Raw genomic sequence first — 16,606 nt, 5'->3', positions numbered from 1 at the left:
GATATTTGGTATCAAAGAGATTGGAAAATTAGGTTCTCATTTCTGAAGCTTTTCCATTAGGAGTATTGTACTTTCTTTGGGCTGCAAGGCGTGTTGGTGCATTGCGAGCACCATAACCTTGGTAACCGTTCTTGCGTTGTACAACTTCGAAGAAAAACCCATCAAAAATAGGGGTTGAGTAGATTTGGAAGTATTCACTTTTGTCGTGCTTGGAATATAAAATATTTCCTTCTTTTAGCTTTGAGACAAAATCGGTATCAAGGTCAAATAAAACTTCAAGATCAGAATAATAATTGGCTGAAATTTCCAAACGTGGAAAACCTGAAGAGTTTAGCTGATCAGATGTTTCAAAAATATCGTCTGTTAGAAAAGCCATGTGCTGAACTCCCGCACCTACTCTTTCAGCAAGAAATGCCCCCGCAAATGTATGGTGAGAGTCCGCCCCATTAAGGTTTAAGCGCACCTCTCCTTCTGGGCTTTCAATGACTTGACTTAATACTACGCCTGATGGATCAGCCACATCAACCACGGACGACTTTTCCATTTCAAAAGTTGAAACGAAATATAGAAGCCAACTTTGCATTTCATCATATTTCATTGTTTGAGCGATGTGATCTATGCGGCGCAGTCCAGCAGGCGGCACGGCTTGGGTTTTTTCCGCAGGGTCAAACTCGATATCCCAGACCCGGTGCAAATTGGATTTTTCATCGATAAAATGAATAACATCCCCACCAACGCCGCGGATTGCAGGAATATTCAATTCACCGACACCAACCGGTTGTGAAAACACCTTAGCACCAAGCGTTGATGCCCTCTCAACAGTTTTTGCAGCGTCTTTTACTCGTAACCCCATGTCACAAACTGATGGACCGTGACTCAAAAAAGCTGAATGCGCGAAACCTTCTTTTTCGGTATTTACCACAATATTGACGGCACCCTGCCGCCAGAGTTCCACTGATTTTGACACATGTCTGCGCTCCATCCTGAAACAAAGAGAAGAAAGCAGTTGCGTGAGCTGCGTTCCGGATGCTTCGTCGCAGGCGAATTCAATGAACTCGAATCCATTGGCATAAATTCGTTCTGGAAGTGTTGGGATGCCAAATTCAAAACTTGGATCTGTTCGCATAACTTGGTCTAGTAAATTCACCAGCGCCCGATAACCGTCGGCAGTAAAGTTTGTATATTGTTTTTGTCTGGAAGCCTCTCCCAAACACGCTAGTGACCAGGTTCCACAGTAGCCGTTTTTTGCGAGAACTCTAATAAATCCTGCTAGGTTTAGCACACCCTGACCTGGAAGCATCCCGAAGTATTGCTTTAGATGTTGGATGTCAGAGCCTAGAAATGGTGCATCGGACAATTGAACATGAAATACCTTATCCCCTGGAATATCCCTAAGCCGTGCTGGCTTTGATCCATCTGCAAGGCTAAACAAGCTATTTAGGGCCAACCCGAAATTTGGACTGTCAATCTTTTGCACAATATCAAGCGCCTGCATTTCAGTTTGTATATGGCGTGCCCAAGGCAAGGCAAGGTAGGCGACCTTTAGGTTGCGTTCAGCTGCGCGTTTCGAAAGTTCAGCGAGATCGGATAGGATCACATTTCTGTCAGCTGAGGTGTCGGGATGGCATGAGGAACACACAAGTAGTAAGTCCGTTCCAAGGCTCTGCATCAGATCGAACTTACTTTCCAATCTTTTCAGAGCCTGATTGCGCTGATCGCCGATTAATCCCTCAAAGTCAGTGAAGGGTTGCAAAAGAGTAATTTGAAGATTGTAAACTTCCAATAATTTACGAATATCTTCAGCAGCACCATCAAAACTGATGAAATCCGGTTCATATAATTCCACCCCATGAAATCCAGCAGCCGCAATTTTTTCCAGCTTTTCGGATAAATCTCCGGGAATGGCGGTGGTCGCAATTGAGAGATGGCTCATCCTTGATATCCAAAGACACGAGGTAGCCAAAGTACAATCTCTGGTACGAGTATCATCAAAAGAAGTGCGAAAATAAGCACACCCAGGAAGACCCAGACTTCACTTATTATCTCTTTCAGCGGGATACCTGTGACTGCGTTGATTACAAAAAGCAAAATACCGTAAGGAGGCGTTATTAAACCAATCATTGAGTTTACAACGACAACAACACCAAAATGCACAAGGTCAATACCAAGCGCTTCACATGTCGGAATAAACAGTGGAACAATCACAAGAATGATGACTGTAGCATCAAGGATGCATCCCAAGAGTAGGACTAAGATATTAATAAGGATTAGGAAAACTAAGGGACTTATATCTGCACCTTCTAGACTTGCTGATAAGGCCTGAGGGATGTTTTCCTGAATGACAATATAAGTAAGTATCATCGATGCACCGATGACCAATCCAACCGATGCTGCAGCCCGGGCACTTTCCACAAAAATTTCATAGAGAGTTTTAATACGGATCGTCCGATAGAGCCCTGCTGCGATAATAAGAGCATAAAGCGCGGCGATTGCAGCAGCTTCTGTGGGTGTCGTGATGCCGCTATATAAGCAAAATAAAAGGATGAATGGCATTAAAAGCGCGGGTGTTGCCTGAACAGTAAGGCGCGGAAGTTGCCGCAAGGGCACGGGATCTTCGGCGCCAAAGTTCCTGCGATGGGAAATAATTGTATTCATTCCCATGAGTACCAATCCCATAAGAAGACCAGGAATGATACCGCCTAGGAACAGATCAGCGATGGATGCGCCCGAGACAAGCGCATAGATCACCATTGGAATAGAAGGCGGTATGATTGGGCCAATTGTAGCGGTTGCCGCGGTGATTGCGGCAGCATATCCACGGGTATATTTTCCGCTTTTTACCATCATATCGATGATAATCTTGCCGATACCTGCAGCATCGGCCACAGCTGAACCAGACATCCCTGAAAAAATCAGTGATGCCACCACATTTACGTGCCCCATGCCACCCCGGAAGCGGCCAACCACAGCAACACAAAAATTAAGTAACCGATCAGAAATTGATCCCGCATTCATTATATTTGCTGAAACGATAAAGAGCGGCACAGCTAGCAATAAAAATCCGTCAAATAGACGCTGAACCATAGTTTCGCCAGCAATAGCGATGTCTTGTCCTGCAACGCCCAGGTATACGATCACGCCCATCAAAATAGAGAACGCAACAGGTGTTCCAATTGCGGCCATACCAAACAGAGCCATAATTCCAAGTGTTAATTCTATGCTCATTGGTCGCCTCCTGCTCCATGTTCCGCTGAGATGATATCCTCCAACTCAGTCTCTGGCGGTCCGTAGCGCGCTATTGTGACCAGTCGCCAAAGATAACGCAGAATGGTTGCAACCATTAGCAAAAAGAATGAGGCAAACAGCCACTTGATTGCGATTTTATCGCCCGTGATTGGTATGCGAAGCGTTTGAATTTTCTTTAATTCCATCAACCGATTGGCAAACACGGCGTCCCACATTGCCGGCATGGCATAAATCATCATACCAATAAGACAAATGGCAGAAATATAAGCTAGTATGCGGCGCACTTTGAAGGGTGCTGCCAAATATAAAATATCAAATGTCACATGGTCGCGTTCGCGCACGATGAAAGAAGAGCCAAAAAATACCACCCAGACCCAAAGCAATGAAATTAGATTTACAGTCCAGCCGAGTGGTTGAAGGGAAGACATCCAATCAGAAATTGGTGGAATGGGCATTAACCACGCGATTTTGGCGGCATATCGGGTAAAAATTTGTATAAGAAAAGTAAAAAATATCGCCGCTAACATCATAGCGGCGATAAATTCAGTGCTGCGGGAGAACCATTTGGAAATTGCTTTCATATCGGATCCCCCGCGATTTTTTATTTCCGTTTAGTTACCCAGAGCGTTAATTTGATCCAGTACACCTGCAGGCCAGCTGGCCGCTGCTTCCGAGCCCACATATTGTGCTTGCACGTGCTCACGGAACGCTTTCAGGTCAGGTGTATAGATTTCTACACCCTGACTACGAATAAAGTCTGCAAGATTATTTTCTTTGTCAAGCTGCTTCAGACGTCCGTATGCCGCGGCCGCATCGGCTGCGCGCTGAACTGTCATTTGCTGTTCGCTTGTCAGACTATCCCAAGTTTCTTTCGAGAAAGCGATGTAGTTAAGGTCGACCAAGTGCGCCGTAAGGGCAATTTGCTTAGTCACTTCGTAGAATTTTTTGTCTACAACTGTAGGTAGTGGGTTGTCTTGACCGTCAACGGCACCTGTAGAAAGCGCAGTGTAGACTTCAGAAAACGCAAGTGGAGTAGGAGATGCGCCCAAAGCCGCACCCAAGAATTGCCATGCATCCGTGCCAGGCATACGTAAATTAATGCCGGCCAAATCAGCAGGCGTTTGCACATTCACTTCATCCCGCGTTTGGCGAAGGTTTACGTGACGGCGGCCTAGATACATAACACTTAGCAATTTTACGCCAAGTTCGTCTTCAACTGTTTTCTTAAACGGATCCATCAAAGGATTGTTGAACACGCGCACTTGGTGGGCTGCATCTTGGTGAACATAGCCCGTGGCAAAGATTGAAAACTCAGGAAAGAATTGAGCCAGTTCCTGTGCGGAGGCGATAGACATAGTAAGGTTGCCACGGCTGATGGCTTCCAATTCGGTGCCCTGTGCGAAAAGTGTGCCATTGTAGCCTACCTGATAATCCGCAAAACCGGCAACCATTGGCGCAAAGACTTCAGCCATTGCAACTGAGCGTTGGTCAGTTTCTGAGCCTGAAGTGGCCAAAGTAAATGTAATGTCTGCCGCGAAAGATGGTACGGCGGCGGTCGCAGCAATGCTGGCCGCTGTCAGTGAAGCAATTGCCGCACGACGTGTGAAGTTGGTGATCATTGATTGAGTCCTCCCGTGAAAAATTGGACATAGCGAAAAGGTCCGAGTCAGTAGTGACATTATTTTTTTAAAATTGCAATATGTTAATGAAAATATCGGAGATTAATTGTTATATCGGTAAAACCGATATGATTAGGACATGCTTTCCAACCTCTTAGCTAATGGGGTTGGCTTCGAATAAATCATTTACCTGAACACCTGCTTTTTTTTCAGCAGCAATTTGGATTGCTTCGATAACTTGCAATGTTCGTAATCCTTCGCGGCCGCTAACAAGTGGCTCTTCATTCCCAGCTATTACGTTGGCAAAGTGGTTAATTTGGTTAATTAGAGGGTCAGATACCTGTCGCGACAAAGTTTCTCCGGAAATGGGCGTCCACCAATCTGGTTTTTCTTGGTGGGTCCAAAGCATCAAATCAGGTACCGAAAGAGAGCCTAGTGTTCCTCCGATGTAATAGGAGCTTTCAGAGGTGGATGGATAGATCGGATATTCCTGAGACGTCATTTCCCAACTCCAGGGAGATGATATAGAATCGGAAACAGTGATTGTTCCAATGGCTCCACTTTCAAAGCGAAGGACGGCTGCTGCTACATCTTCATTTTCGAAGCCTCGGGTTGAGGGTGTGGCTTCTGCTTGGACGCTCACAATTTCTCCACAGAGGTGGCGCATTAAGTCTACATCATGAACCAGATTGACCGATATAGGACCAGCGCCTTTTAGCTTCCTCCAAGGTGCAACATCAAAATAATGGTCAGGTTTATAAAACCAGCACTGCATATGGACCGCGCGAATTTTCCCAATTTGCCCGCTCTTGATAACCTCACTTGCTTTTTGGATAAGTGGGTTGTGGCGTCGATGATGACCTACTACCAGCGGGACGCCTAATTCTTCTGACAAGCCAACCAGTTCTTTGGCTTCAAAGGCTGAATTGGCAAGTGGTTTCTCAATCAAGACTGGAAGCCCCTTTTTGATACATTCCAAACCTTGCTCGACATGAAGTGGCGTCGGAGTGGCCAATATCACGCCGTCTGGCATTTCGTTTGCAAGCATGTCAGAGAGTGTCTCATACCAAGGTATGTTATGGGAAACGGCGTAATTTTTTCCTTCAAGGTTTGGATCCACTATAGCGGATAGACTAGTTTGACTAAGCTGGTTAATCGCGTCTGCATGACGCTTTCCCACAAGCCCGATACCAACGATGGCTAAGCGTGTGCTTGTATTGACACCAATTTTGGCGGTATTTTCTTTTGATGCCGTGACTTTAGCCATTAACTTGAATCCCACCATTAGCTTTCTGTTTTGATCTCCGGGCGCCACTGCCAGAATCTGATTGATAACTCTGAAGGCCTAGGCTAACTGGAAAAAATGAGATTGACAATAATATATGGCGTTTTAATTTTTACCCTATAAAGCAATGTCTTGAAATATCTCTGATAAAATTGTATTTTTTTGTAAACTATAAAAATGTCAGGTGATATTCTCCATGGGCAAACCTCAAAATACAGTCGGTACTTCAACTTTTGAAAAAATCAAAAAAGATATTATTTTTGGAGAGCTCGCTCCTGGTGTAAAGCTTAAACTTGATGCTTTAAAAGGACGATATTCTGCTAGCGTCTCGACGCTGCGTGAAACCCTAAATAGATTGGCAAGTGAAGGCTTTGTAGACGCCGAAGAACAGCGTGGGTTTTTTGTAACTCAAGTGTCACGCGAGGACTTGATCGAAATTACCAACCTGAGGATTTTGCTTGAATGCCATGCGCTTGCCGCTTCTGTACAAAACGGCGACGCTGATTGGGAAGGCAATTTGGTGGCGGCCCACCACAAGTTACACATAATGGAAAAGCGCATGCTCTCGGGAGATGATTCCGAAAAAGAAACTTGGAAGCGTTATGATTGGGAGTTTCACCAAGCACTTATTCAGGCGTGTAATTCCCGAAACCTTCTAAGTTTACACGCCACAATCTATGATAAGTATCTTCGTTACCAGATGCTTGTGCTTACATACAGAGGCGAAGAGGCAGTTGCCGAACACAAAACCGTCTTTGAGGCTGCCCTCGCACGCGATGCCGGCAAAGCTGTCAATGCATTAGAAGGGCACATACGCAAAGGTGTTGAGCACGCGCTTGCTTCGATGTGAAACAGATTTCCAAAAAATAACCCAGCGCAAAAGCGCTGGGATAAAGCCGTAAATTTTTTAAGCCAAGTTAACTTTATGCTGAACGATAGAGTTTTGTCATTGAAAACTCCCGATGGCCTAGAGCTTCCGCCGCTGTATACCGTCCATTTGCAGTCCGCTGGATCATATCGATTAAGCTATCACCTGCTTGGTCAATAGTCATTTCACGGGTCAAAACGCCGGTGACATCGACATCAATATGCTCCGCCATAGTGCGCAGGGTGCGCGGGTTGCCAGATATCTTGATAACAGGAACGATTGGATTGCCAACCACATTGCCCTGACCTGTGGGGAAGGTGTGAATCACATAGCCACCTGCCGCCATGAGCGTAACGCACTCTGCTGCTGCTGACGAGCTGTCCATAAAGTACAGACCAGGGCCTTTTTCGGGTGCTTCTGCTGGTCCCATCGCATCAATATAGGTCGATGTGCGTCCAATTTTTTCAAGATTTCCCAAAGCTTTTTCTTCGATTGTCGTCAAGCCACCAAGTATATTTCCTTTGGTAGGTTGGCTATCAGACAGATCATCTGTTTGATGCGCGAAAATAACATCGTCCTGATACGCCTGCCAGATTTTCCGAAACTTAGCAGCGGCCTCAGGATTTGCAGCCCGCTTTTCGCAAATATGCTCAGCGCCGGTGATTTCAGATGTTTCCCCAAAGCAGCCATAAAGCCCATGTGGAAGAAGCTTATCATACATATTTCCAACAGTTGGGCAGGACGACAGACCGGTTGTGGTATCGCTTTCACCACATTTCGTGGATACCCAAAGCTCAGACAGGCCGCAGGCTTCTTTTTGAAGTTCAGACGCCCAATGAACGAATTCCTTGGCCTTCCAACTGGCTTGACGGATGGTTTCGAAATCGCCCTTTTGTTCGATTGAAAACCCTTCAACAGGCTTGCCGGTTTTGGCGATCCCATCGACGATAACCTTGGTCCATTCGGGTTCAATACCAATGACAATAACAGCAGCAACATTTGGGTTTGCGCCAGTCCCAATCATGGTGCGAAAATGCAGGTCAAGATCTTCACCAAACTGCAAGCGCCCATAAGCATGTGGAAGGGCCATTGTTCCTTTGACATTATTTGCAACAGCTTCACAGGCTGCATTAGAAATGTCATCCACTGGAAGAATCACAACGTGGTTCCGAACACCGACGCGGCCATTTTCGCGGCGCCATGCATTAATTGATTGATTAGAAAAATCTAGTGCCATTGGAGCTACCACCGTTTTGTTTTGCAGTTGTGGGTATGTAAATGATCGCCGACATCAGCAGACCCGACCATTTTTCCGATATCTTCACCGTATTTGAAAACAGTATCGCCCTCTTTCAAGGGCTTAAGTGCAACTTTGTGCCCAATTGGAATGTCTGCATTTGCGGTAAGCTTAAAGTCGGAATTATCATGCGTAATCACACATAACATTTCTGTTCCAGCCGTCAGACCTTCAACGACTACGACACCTACATTGTCTTTGTGGTCATGAACCAACAGTTGAGGAATTGCCAAAATATCACTCCTTGACATATTTTGATTAATTAACATCTATTGATATCACACTGATCTATTCTTATACAAGACCTAATGGATTGAATTCTTGAAGGTCAGTCAATTTTATGTATCATATTCATTAAAAAAGGGGTCGAATGAGCAGTTTATCCGAACAAGCCTTACCGCTTTACCAGCGGGTACATGATGCAGTTATGGCGCGCATTGTGTCAGGGGATCTGGCGCCGGGTGCGATGTTGCCAAGCGAATTTGATCTGGCCGCACACTATAGCGTGAGCCAAGGAACTGCTCGAAAAGCTCTAAGCAAGCTTGAACAATCTGGTCTAGTTGAACGGCATCAGGGAAAAGGGACTTTTGTTGCGACTACCACTCCGGAAACATCATTGTTTCATTTTTTCCGTTTGCGGCATCAAGATGGATCACAGGCAATCCCCCAGCCGCTTTCTGAAACGGTTAGAAGACGGGCGGCAAACGCCAAAGAGGCACAAGTCTTGGGGTTGGAAGCCCGCAGCGCAGTGTTTGAAATTACTCGAGTAAGGTGCATCAAAGAAACGCCAGTTTGTTATGAAACCTCTGTGCTAACTGCCGATCTTTTTCCAGGCTTAAAAGAACGCAGCCCACTGCCAAATGCTCTATACCCACTTTATCAACGCAGTTATGGGGTCACTATTGTGCGTGCTGATGAGCAATTAAGAGCATTACAAGCAACATCCTCAATCGCAAAGATGCTCGCTGTGTCTGAAGGCACCCCCGTATTGGAGGTTGAGCGAAGGGCATTCGACATTGTCGGTAAGGTCGTTGAACTTCGGTTCAGCTTTTATCTTACATCCCAAATACACTATTCAGTTTCATTGAAATAAACTGTGTAATCCACTCAGCAAAAAGCTGGCCTAGAAATATATATGTCGAGAACTAGGGCTAAATCTGCTCAGGATTAAACGCTCTGTGGTCGTTTGATATCAGGTCTTGACGAGATGAACTTAAATTTCTCATGCAATTGTAAAATGATAAGTTGCCTTTGTGAAAGACCATAGGGGTCAATTTCAAACTGGGATTGGAGCTCTGGGTTGCCCCAGATAATCTGAATAACTTCACTGTCGGTCATACTTAACGTCTCCTCTGCAAGTTAAACGGCAGAAGAGCTAAATAGTTTACCAAAATAGATGTAAATAAAGTAGGAACTCGTCCCCTTTATCAAAAATTAGTCCACTTAACTCATTTATCCCAAATCAATGCAAAACCTTCGAGTAAATAGTCCTCGCAAATTTTGGGCGTCACCTTTTGATAATCTTCTAGGCTTTCAATTTCTGGTCGCGCCTTTCTAAACTTTACCAAATAGGCGCTTGCGTCGGATAAATTTCCAAGATGTGCTGAGATACTTGCTCTAAATCCGTCGTATCGGCTGTGAAAGTTCCGGTCACACAGAATATCGCACCAGTTTAAGGCTTTTTCTGAGTTGCGCATCGCCATATAGAGAAGTGGAAAAAACCCCTCATACCCCGCACGTTCAATTGGATTTAACTCGATAGCCCTTTGGACAAACGCCTCAGCTTCTTGATAGCGCCCATCATTAATAATTGCCAAACCATAATCGAAGTTTGTATCGGCATGACTGGGATTCAAATCCAATGCCTCTTTTGCATATTTTATCCTTTGGGCATAATCTTTTTTAAGATTAAAGGAACGGCTGTATGCGATGACAGCTTCAGGATTGTGCCGATCTACGGAATATGACTTTTCAGCCAATTCGTGGAAAAGAGCTTCATTGTCTTTACGCTCTGAGCCAAATAACGGGTTAAACAATTTTTGGCCGTAAACAACACGGCACTTCAATACATAGGCATCACAAAGCTGAGGGTCTTTTTCTACCGCATTATCACAAAGTTCCATAATGGAGTCTGCGACCTCATTGGTAAATTCCTGTCCTCTTTTTTGATTGTAAATTGAAAGAGCCTTAAGATAGCTGTCCCAGGCTGAAAATGATGCGCGGGGCTTGGCTTGAACGCGCTCTTGCTCTTTCATTTTCAATGCAGGTGCAATTAAGGCTGCTACCTCTTGCGAAACCTCGTCTTGGACTTCGAAAATATCTTCTAGGCTTCTATCCCACCGTTTCGACCAAACTTGCTGGCCATCTTTAGTATCAACCAAACTTGCCGTTATTCTAACCTTGTTACCACCTTTTCGAATGCTACCTTCGACAATGTAGTCAGCCCCTAATTGCTTTGCAATGTCCGAGTATTTAAGGTCCATGCCTTTAAAGCTAAACGACGAGCTTCTGGAAATTACGGGAAAAGATTTCCATGACGAGAGATTTCCAATAATATCTTCAGTCACACCATCTGCGAAATACTCTTGCTCTTCGTCATTACTCATATTTTTAAACGGAAGAACAGCAATAGTTGGAGGAGAACTTTCATCTGTTGAAGAGCTCTCGATTTCTTTTTCTGCTGATCTGCTTTCCACACCCTCCATCGTTATATCAAAAGCGTGCACAACAGTGTTTTTGACCTTTTGGTCCCCTAGATCAGCGAAAGTAAAATCAACTTTTTGACTTACAAAATCATGAATGGACTTGGATAAAGAAACGCCTTCAGGTTGGCACAGAGCCTCTAACCGCGCGGCAACATTAACCCCATCCCCATATAGGTTTGATCCCTCGACAATAACATCACCCATATTCAAGCCGACACGAAAGCGCATTTGGGCATCAGCTTCAACAGAGGCATTCCGTTCTTTGATTAATTTTTGAAACTCAGTTGCGCAAATGACGGCTGATACTGCACTTTGGAACTCGGCCAAAACAGAGTCTCCCGCAGTGTTAAATATTCTGCCTCCGTGTTCCTCGAATAGATTGTCCAGGATTTCTCGACACAATCGAAGACTTTTTAGGGTTTGATCTTCGTTTTTTGCCATCATTTTGCTGAAGCCTACGGCGTCAGTTACGAAAATAACGGCGATCTTACGTACAATTTTATCACTTGGCATACGATTAACTCATTAACGGAAGTTTAAATTTTTAACACACACTTAGTCTAACTTGCATCGTCATAGATAACAAAAAGTTTTTAAGAAATTTAAGGTCGCAGGTTTCTGATTATAACTTTTAGCTATAGCATTAGTCATTTAGAGGCTATTCAAACCTTCCTTGAATTAAGTTGGTCAATGAAACTTGGTCAAATGCGTTGGCATTTTCATGCCATAAGCTTGAAAAGCTAGAGCAGAGCTCAAAGCTATGTACAATATGCTCAAAATTTGTATTTTTATGCATGTGCTACTGTTAAAAAGGTATATTCGATGCCAAATCCCAAAATCAAAGGATGGAATCATATCCCAAATGTTCCAATCCAGGTGTCGCCTTTGTTTAGTTGGCCCCCAAGGCCTAAAGAAATTTTAAAATGGATATGGAATTCTTGGTTTCTTATAACTGAAAACTTAATCCTTATTGCGATCGCAAGTATTTCATTTTTCTGGTTTCAACCAAGCCTTGAGCAGGCCCAAACCCTTTCGCTCGAGTGGATTGCGATCATATACATACGAAATATTGTGCTTTTGGGCGCGGTGGCCGGTGGTTTGCATCTATATTTTTATACCTTCACTAAGCAAGGCCAAAAGCTGAAATACGACCCTAGACCTTTGATGAAATCTGGCAAGCAATTTTCATTGGGTGGTCAAGTTCGGGATAACATGTTTTGGTCTTTGGGGAGTGGAGTGTTCTTCTGGACCACATATGAAGTGCTGATGTTCTGGGCTATGGCCAATGGATGGGCGCCTGTTCTTTTATGGGTTGATAATCCTATTTGGTTTGCACTTTTGTTTCTATTAACGCCAATTTGGATATCTTTTCATTTTTACTGGATTCACCGACTGCTTCATTGGCCACCGCTTTACAAGTTGGCGCATGGTCTTCATCATCGAAACATCAATGTCGGACCGTGGTCTGGGCTATCGATGCATCCTTTAGAGCATCTCTTATTTTTCAGTTCCATTCTAATCCACTTAGTCGTGCCTGCGCACCCTTTGCATATACTTTTTCATATGCAGCACCAGTCTCTCACGGCGGCCACGTCCCACACAGGTTTTGAAAATCTACTTGTAAAGGAAGAAAAATCTCTTGCCTTAGGCACGTTTCACCATCAACTTCACCATAGGTACTTTGAAGTCAACTACGGCAACCTTCAAATGCCGTGGGATAAGTGGTTCGGCTCTTTTCATGATGGTACAGCGGAAGCACATGAGCGCATGAAATATCGCCAAACCCAGAAAGGCTAGAACGTAAAATCCTATTTGCGAAAATCATTTACTCTGCGAAAACTCACAGAGGATATGACGTTTTTTGACAACTGGCTTCCGCAAGAATTGATAATCTAAACGCATGTAATGAGGAGGCACAGATGGTATCTGAACCGTACAACTTGATTGCGCTCCGTCAGGAATTCCATCAGTTTCCAGAGCTTGGTTTCAATGAACACCGAACCAAGACGCGCATTTCAGGTATTTTGAAAGACTTGGGCCTAGAGGTATATGAAGGCATTGGCATTGTAGGCATCTTGAGAGCTGGCAAAGGCAATCGTGCCATCGCTCTACGAGCGGATATGGACGCGCTGCCCATACAAGAAGTCAGTGACCACGACTATCCCTCGCAAAATGCAGGCGTGATGCATGCCTGTGGACATGATGGGCATATGACGATGTTGTTGGGCGCGGCGCAAACATTGGCAGATGATCCCAATTTTGACGGCACGGTGGTTTTTATTTTCCAGCCAAACGAAGAGCATGGGTTAGGGGCGCGCGCCATGATTGATGAGGGTGTGTTAGAAAAATTCCCTGTCGAGGAAATATATGCAATTCACAATTTACCGGGGGCACCATTGGGCCAGGTTTCAACTCGAAAAGGTTTAATCTGTTCAAGTGAAAGCTTATTTGAAATTTCGATAGAAGGGCAGGGCGGACATGCATCCATGCCGCAGGCAGGCCGTGATGCTATCACTGTGGGTGCTGAGGTAGTGCAAGCGCTTCAAACCATTGTTTCAAGAAAACTTGCCCCAGGTGCTGGCGCTGTTGTTTCAGTGACCGAATTTCTTACGGATGGTCAGCGCAATGTGTTGCCAGGATATGCGCAATTAAAAGGTGATGTTCGCGCAAGACTGCCGGATGATCGCCGCATTATTGAAAAGTTAATGCGGCAGATTGTTGAGGGTACATCGGTGGCACATGGGGTTTCGTCAGACCTGAGTTTTAAAACTGAATTTATTGAGACGATAAACTCTGATGGACCTACAGATGCCGCAACAAAGGTTTCACGGGCCTTGGGCCTTGAAACTATTGGCGACCGAGAGCCGATGAGCTTTTCAGAAGATTTTGCCCACTTTAGTGCTGCAGTGCCGGGGTGCTTTTTACTTTTGGGAAATGGTCAAAGCGGTCGTTTTGGCCGACCTCTTCATGCGAATGACTATGATTTTAATGATGCTCTGCTCCCAATTGGGGCAAAATTCTGGGCGCAGCTTGTTCAGGATAGGCTGCCGCAGAAAAATCAAACTGGACATAATTGATGTATGCGTCTCGGATTCAAAGATTTTGCCAAAGACTGTGTGAAAAGAATGTCGATGTGGCTTTGGTTACCGATGAAGACAACATTTATTACCTCACGGGATATTATGACTATCTTTACATGGAGTTCGGCCGGCCGACCATTCTTGTTATTTCACAAGATGGACAAAGCCTGCTGATCACCCCAACTATTGATCTCAATATGGCCAAGGTCTCTGCCAAGGTAGATCAAATTGCCGCTTGGAATGATGGGATGGGCCAAGAGTGGCGCGCGGAATTACCAAAAGCTGTTCACGGAGCTGCTTGCGTTGGTATAGAACCCGATCATATGCCGCCAATTGTGCGCCGTTATATGGACGATTTGCTTGGTGCCGAAACGATCTCTAGCGTCTCATCCATTTTGGCTGACATGCGGATGATAAAATCCGCGCAAGAGTTACAACTCGCTCGGGATGCAGGGCAGGTTGCAAATGCTATGATGGCTGCTGGCCGTGCTGCGATCAAAGACGGTGTCCCAGAGTATGAAGTTGCTATTGCAACCTCGCAGGCAGGAACTAGAACAGCAGCAGAATTGCTCAGTGCGAATTATGAAGACACTGACATGTCGCCAAATACGCATTTTCTGCAAATTATGGCCTCTGGAAAAGAGATTACCAAAACCCATCACCGCGCCACAACGCGGATTATGAAAACTGGTGAACCGGTATTTTTATGCTTTTGTGGCATGACAAATTTCCACCGATTTAAGCTTGGTTTTGATCGTACCTTTTGGATCGGGGAAATAGCAGACAAATCACAAGCGGCAGTTTATGACGTGGCGATTGAAAGCCAAAAAGCTGCACTTGCTGTTTTGCGCCCGGGGATTACCGCCGAAGCTGTCCACGCGGCTTATGCCAAAGTCATTCAAGACGCAGGATATGACTATCCATTTCGATGTGGCCGCGCCACGGGCTTTAGCTTTCTCGAAAAACCCCAGCTTGTGACCGGCGACAAAACACGCATAGAGCCGGGAATGGTATTTGCCGTGGACGGATCGGTGACAGTCGATAGTTTCCGCGCCCAAGTCGGGGATAGTGTCATCATCACCGAAGATGGATACGAGCTTCTGACAAACCACCCAAAATCACTGAAAGATGTTATAATTTAATGCCGCCTGTTGCAGCATAAAACCGCATCAAAAATGTTTGGGTAGAGGCCTTTGATGGCGCAAGGGCGTCTTATTCTGGTGCATAGTCATCCGGTTTTAATTCATCCGGCCGGTCTGATAGATGTAACTTGGAAACGCTTTGGGTGGTTTGTGCGATCAATTTTCCCCTTCGAATGACGGCAAGACGAGTTGGACGCAACCTTATGGCTTCGATTGGATCCTTTGCCTGAAGAATTACCATATCGGCATAGTTGCCAACGCCCACACCGTATTTTTCTAACCCCATTATTTTCGCAGAGTTTTTTGTAACTGCATCAAAGCACCACCTCATATCAGCACGGCTAGAAAGCTGGCCAACATGAAGACCCATGAATGCAACATCCAACATATCGGCTTTGCCAAGTGAGTACCAAGGATCCATTACGCAATCCGACCCAAAGCCCACGGTTATACCTGCGTCGCGAAGTTCTCTGACACGCGTTTGGCCCCGGCGTTTCGGATAACTGTCATGGCGTCCCTGCAACATGATATTGATCAGTGGGTTTGGGATTGCATGTACACCGGCCTCTGCAATCAAAGGGATCAATTTAGAGACATAGTAATTATCCATTGAGTGCATCGAGGTAAGGTGCGAGCCTGCCACCCGCCCTTCTAGGCCGAGCCTTTGGGTTTCAAAGGCTAAAGTTTCAATATGGCGGCTGTGCGGGTCATCACTTTCATCGCAGTGCATATCAACCATAAGCCCCCGTTCGGCAGCAATTTTACACAGGGCGCGAACAGAGTTTGCACCTTCCTCCATTGTTCGCTCAAAATGCGGGATGCCTCCAACAATTGACACGCCCATATCAAGCGCTCGATTGAGGTTGTTTAATGCGGTTGGGTCGCGAAAAACGCCGTCCTGAGGAAAGGCAACGAGTTGCAGATCTATATAGGCTGCAACTTGCTTTTGCACCTCAAGTAGGGCCTCCACGCCTTTTAAAGTGTCATCACAAACGTCAACGTGGCTGCGGATTGCACCAAGTCCCATGGAAACGGCCAGATCGCAGTAGCGCATCGCGCGCTCAAAGATCTGCTCGACGCTTTGTATTGGTTTTAGCTCGCCCCATAAGCTGATCCCTTCAAGCAGCGTTCCTGACACATTCATCCTAGGCGTGCCTAAAGAAAGCGTCGCGTCCATGTGAAAATGCGGGTCAACGAAAGGTGGAGAAACAAGGTGTCCACCGGCATCAATAACCTGTCCGGCCTCTGCTGAGATATTTTTTTCGATGGCCATGATGATATTGCCCTTGCACCCAATATCAAAGCCACTCTTTCCGTTTGGAAGATTTGCATTTTTTACAATTAGATCAAACATGATGACTTCC

Annotated in this window: 15 protein-coding genes; 5 read left to right on the top strand and 10 right to left on the bottom strand. The window is 45.3% G+C overall.

From position 1 onward, the window contains the following. Positions 1–28: 28 nt before the first annotated feature. The 5 genes from GN278_16865 to GN278_16845 form a co-directional block, all read right to left on the bottom strand. Positions 29–1,933 carry a TIM barrel protein gene (locus tag GN278_16865; protein XAT62289.1) on the bottom strand — a complete coding sequence of 635 codons (1,905 nt, stop codon included), beginning with the start codon at positions 1,931–1,933 and terminating at the stop codon, positions 29–31. Further along, a complete protein-coding gene (locus GN278_16860; protein XAT62288.1) occupies positions 1,930–3,225 on the bottom strand; it encodes a TRAP transporter large permease subunit in 1,296 nt (431 codons plus the stop codon). Before GN278_16860 ends, GN278_16865 begins: the two co-directional genes overlap by 4 nt. Further along, complete coding sequence (locus GN278_16855) at positions 3,222–3,827, bottom strand: TRAP transporter small permease subunit (protein ID XAT62287.1); 606 nt, start codon at positions 3,825–3,827, stop codon at positions 3,222–3,224. Before GN278_16855 ends, GN278_16860 begins: the two co-directional genes overlap by 4 nt. 30 nt (positions 3,828–3,857) lie before the next feature. Beyond that, positions 3,858–4,865 carry a C4-dicarboxylate ABC transporter gene (locus GN278_16850; GenBank protein XAT62286.1) on the bottom strand — a complete coding sequence of 336 codons (1,008 nt, stop codon included), beginning with the start codon at positions 4,863–4,865 and terminating at the stop codon, positions 3,858–3,860. Positions 4,866–5,019: 154 nt separating this feature from the next. Next, positions 5,020–6,132, bottom strand: a complete 1,113-nt coding sequence (locus tag GN278_16845; GenBank protein ID XAT62285.1) for a gfo/Idh/MocA family oxidoreductase — start codon at positions 6,130–6,132, stop codon at positions 5,020–5,022. A 214-nt stretch (positions 6,133–6,346) separates the two neighbouring features. Between GN278_16845 and GN278_16840 the strand changes: the two genes are divergently transcribed. Continuing rightward, on the top strand, positions 6,347–7,000 hold the full coding sequence (locus GN278_16840) for an FCD domain-containing protein (protein XAT62284.1): 654 nt from the start codon (positions 6,347–6,349) through the stop codon (positions 6,998–7,000). A 73-nt stretch (positions 7,001–7,073) separates the two neighbouring features. On the opposite strand, the gene GN278_16835 is transcribed toward GN278_16840, so the two are convergent. Together GN278_16835 and GN278_16830 are read right to left on the bottom strand one after the other, a co-directional pair. Beyond that, a complete protein-coding gene (locus GN278_16835; protein XAT62283.1) occupies positions 7,074–8,255 on the bottom strand; it encodes a D-galactarate dehydratase in 1,182 nt (393 codons plus the stop codon). 5 nt (positions 8,256–8,260) lie between these two features. Next, positions 8,261–8,551, bottom strand: a complete 291-nt coding sequence (locus tag GN278_16830) for a flagellar biosynthesis protein FlgA (GenBank protein XAT62725.1) — start codon at positions 8,549–8,551, stop codon at positions 8,261–8,263. A 134-nt stretch (positions 8,552–8,685) separates the two neighbouring features. On the opposite strand from GN278_16830, the gene GN278_16825 reads away from it, so the two are divergent. Beyond that, positions 8,686–9,408: a UTRA domain-containing protein gene (locus GN278_16825; protein ID XAT62282.1), complete on the top strand. Its 723-nt coding sequence runs from the start codon at positions 8,686–8,688 to the stop codon at positions 9,406–9,408. A gap of 74 nt (positions 9,409–9,482) precedes the next feature. Here the strand turns inward: GN278_16825 and GN278_16820 are convergent, their stop codons facing one another. Together GN278_16820 and GN278_16815 are read right to left on the bottom strand one after the other, a co-directional pair. After that, entirely contained in the window at positions 9,483–9,653 is a 171-nt protein-coding gene (locus GN278_16820; protein XAT62281.1) for a hypothetical protein, read from the bottom strand. A 110-nt stretch (positions 9,654–9,763) separates the two neighbouring features. Continuing rightward, the gene (locus tag GN278_16815) at positions 9,764–11,533 is read right to left on the bottom strand and encodes an adenylate/guanylate cyclase domain-containing protein (protein XAT62280.1); all 1,770 of its coding nucleotides are present in this window, start codon (positions 11,531–11,533) and stop codon (positions 9,764–9,766) included. A 309-nt stretch (positions 11,534–11,842) separates the two neighbouring features. Here GN278_16815 and GN278_16810 point away from each other — a divergent pair, with 309 nt between their 5' ends. From GN278_16810 to GN278_16800, 3 genes are all read left to right on the top strand, one after another. After that, a complete protein-coding gene (locus GN278_16810; protein ID XAT62724.1) occupies positions 11,843–12,817 on the top strand; it encodes a sterol desaturase family protein in 975 nt (324 codons plus the stop codon). Between the two features lie 122 nt (positions 12,818–12,939). After that, the gene (locus tag GN278_16805; protein XAT62279.1) at positions 12,940–14,097 is read left to right on the top strand and encodes an amidohydrolase; all 1,158 of its coding nucleotides are present in this window, start codon (positions 12,940–12,942) and stop codon (positions 14,095–14,097) included. Continuing rightward, positions 14,097–15,242, top strand: coding sequence for a M24 family metallopeptidase (locus GN278_16800; GenBank protein ID XAT62278.1), 1,146 nt, complete (start codon positions 14,097–14,099; stop codon positions 15,240–15,242). Before GN278_16805 ends, GN278_16800 begins: the two co-directional genes overlap by 1 nt. Before the next feature lie 70 nt (positions 15,243–15,312). On the opposite strand, the gene GN278_16795 is transcribed toward GN278_16800, so the two are convergent. Further along, entirely contained in the window at positions 15,313–16,599 is a 1,287-nt protein-coding gene (locus tag GN278_16795) for an amidohydrolase family protein (protein ID XAT62277.1), read from the bottom strand. Positions 16,600–16,606 lie beyond the last annotated feature (7 nt).

Source organism: Rhodobacteraceae bacterium Araon29 (assembly GCA_039640505.1).
Classification (GTDB): Bacteria; Pseudomonadota; Alphaproteobacteria; order Rhodobacterales; family Rhodobacteraceae; genus CABZJG01.
Note: the sequence above shows the minus strand (reverse complement) of the source record. Positions and strands in the feature narration are given on the sequence as shown.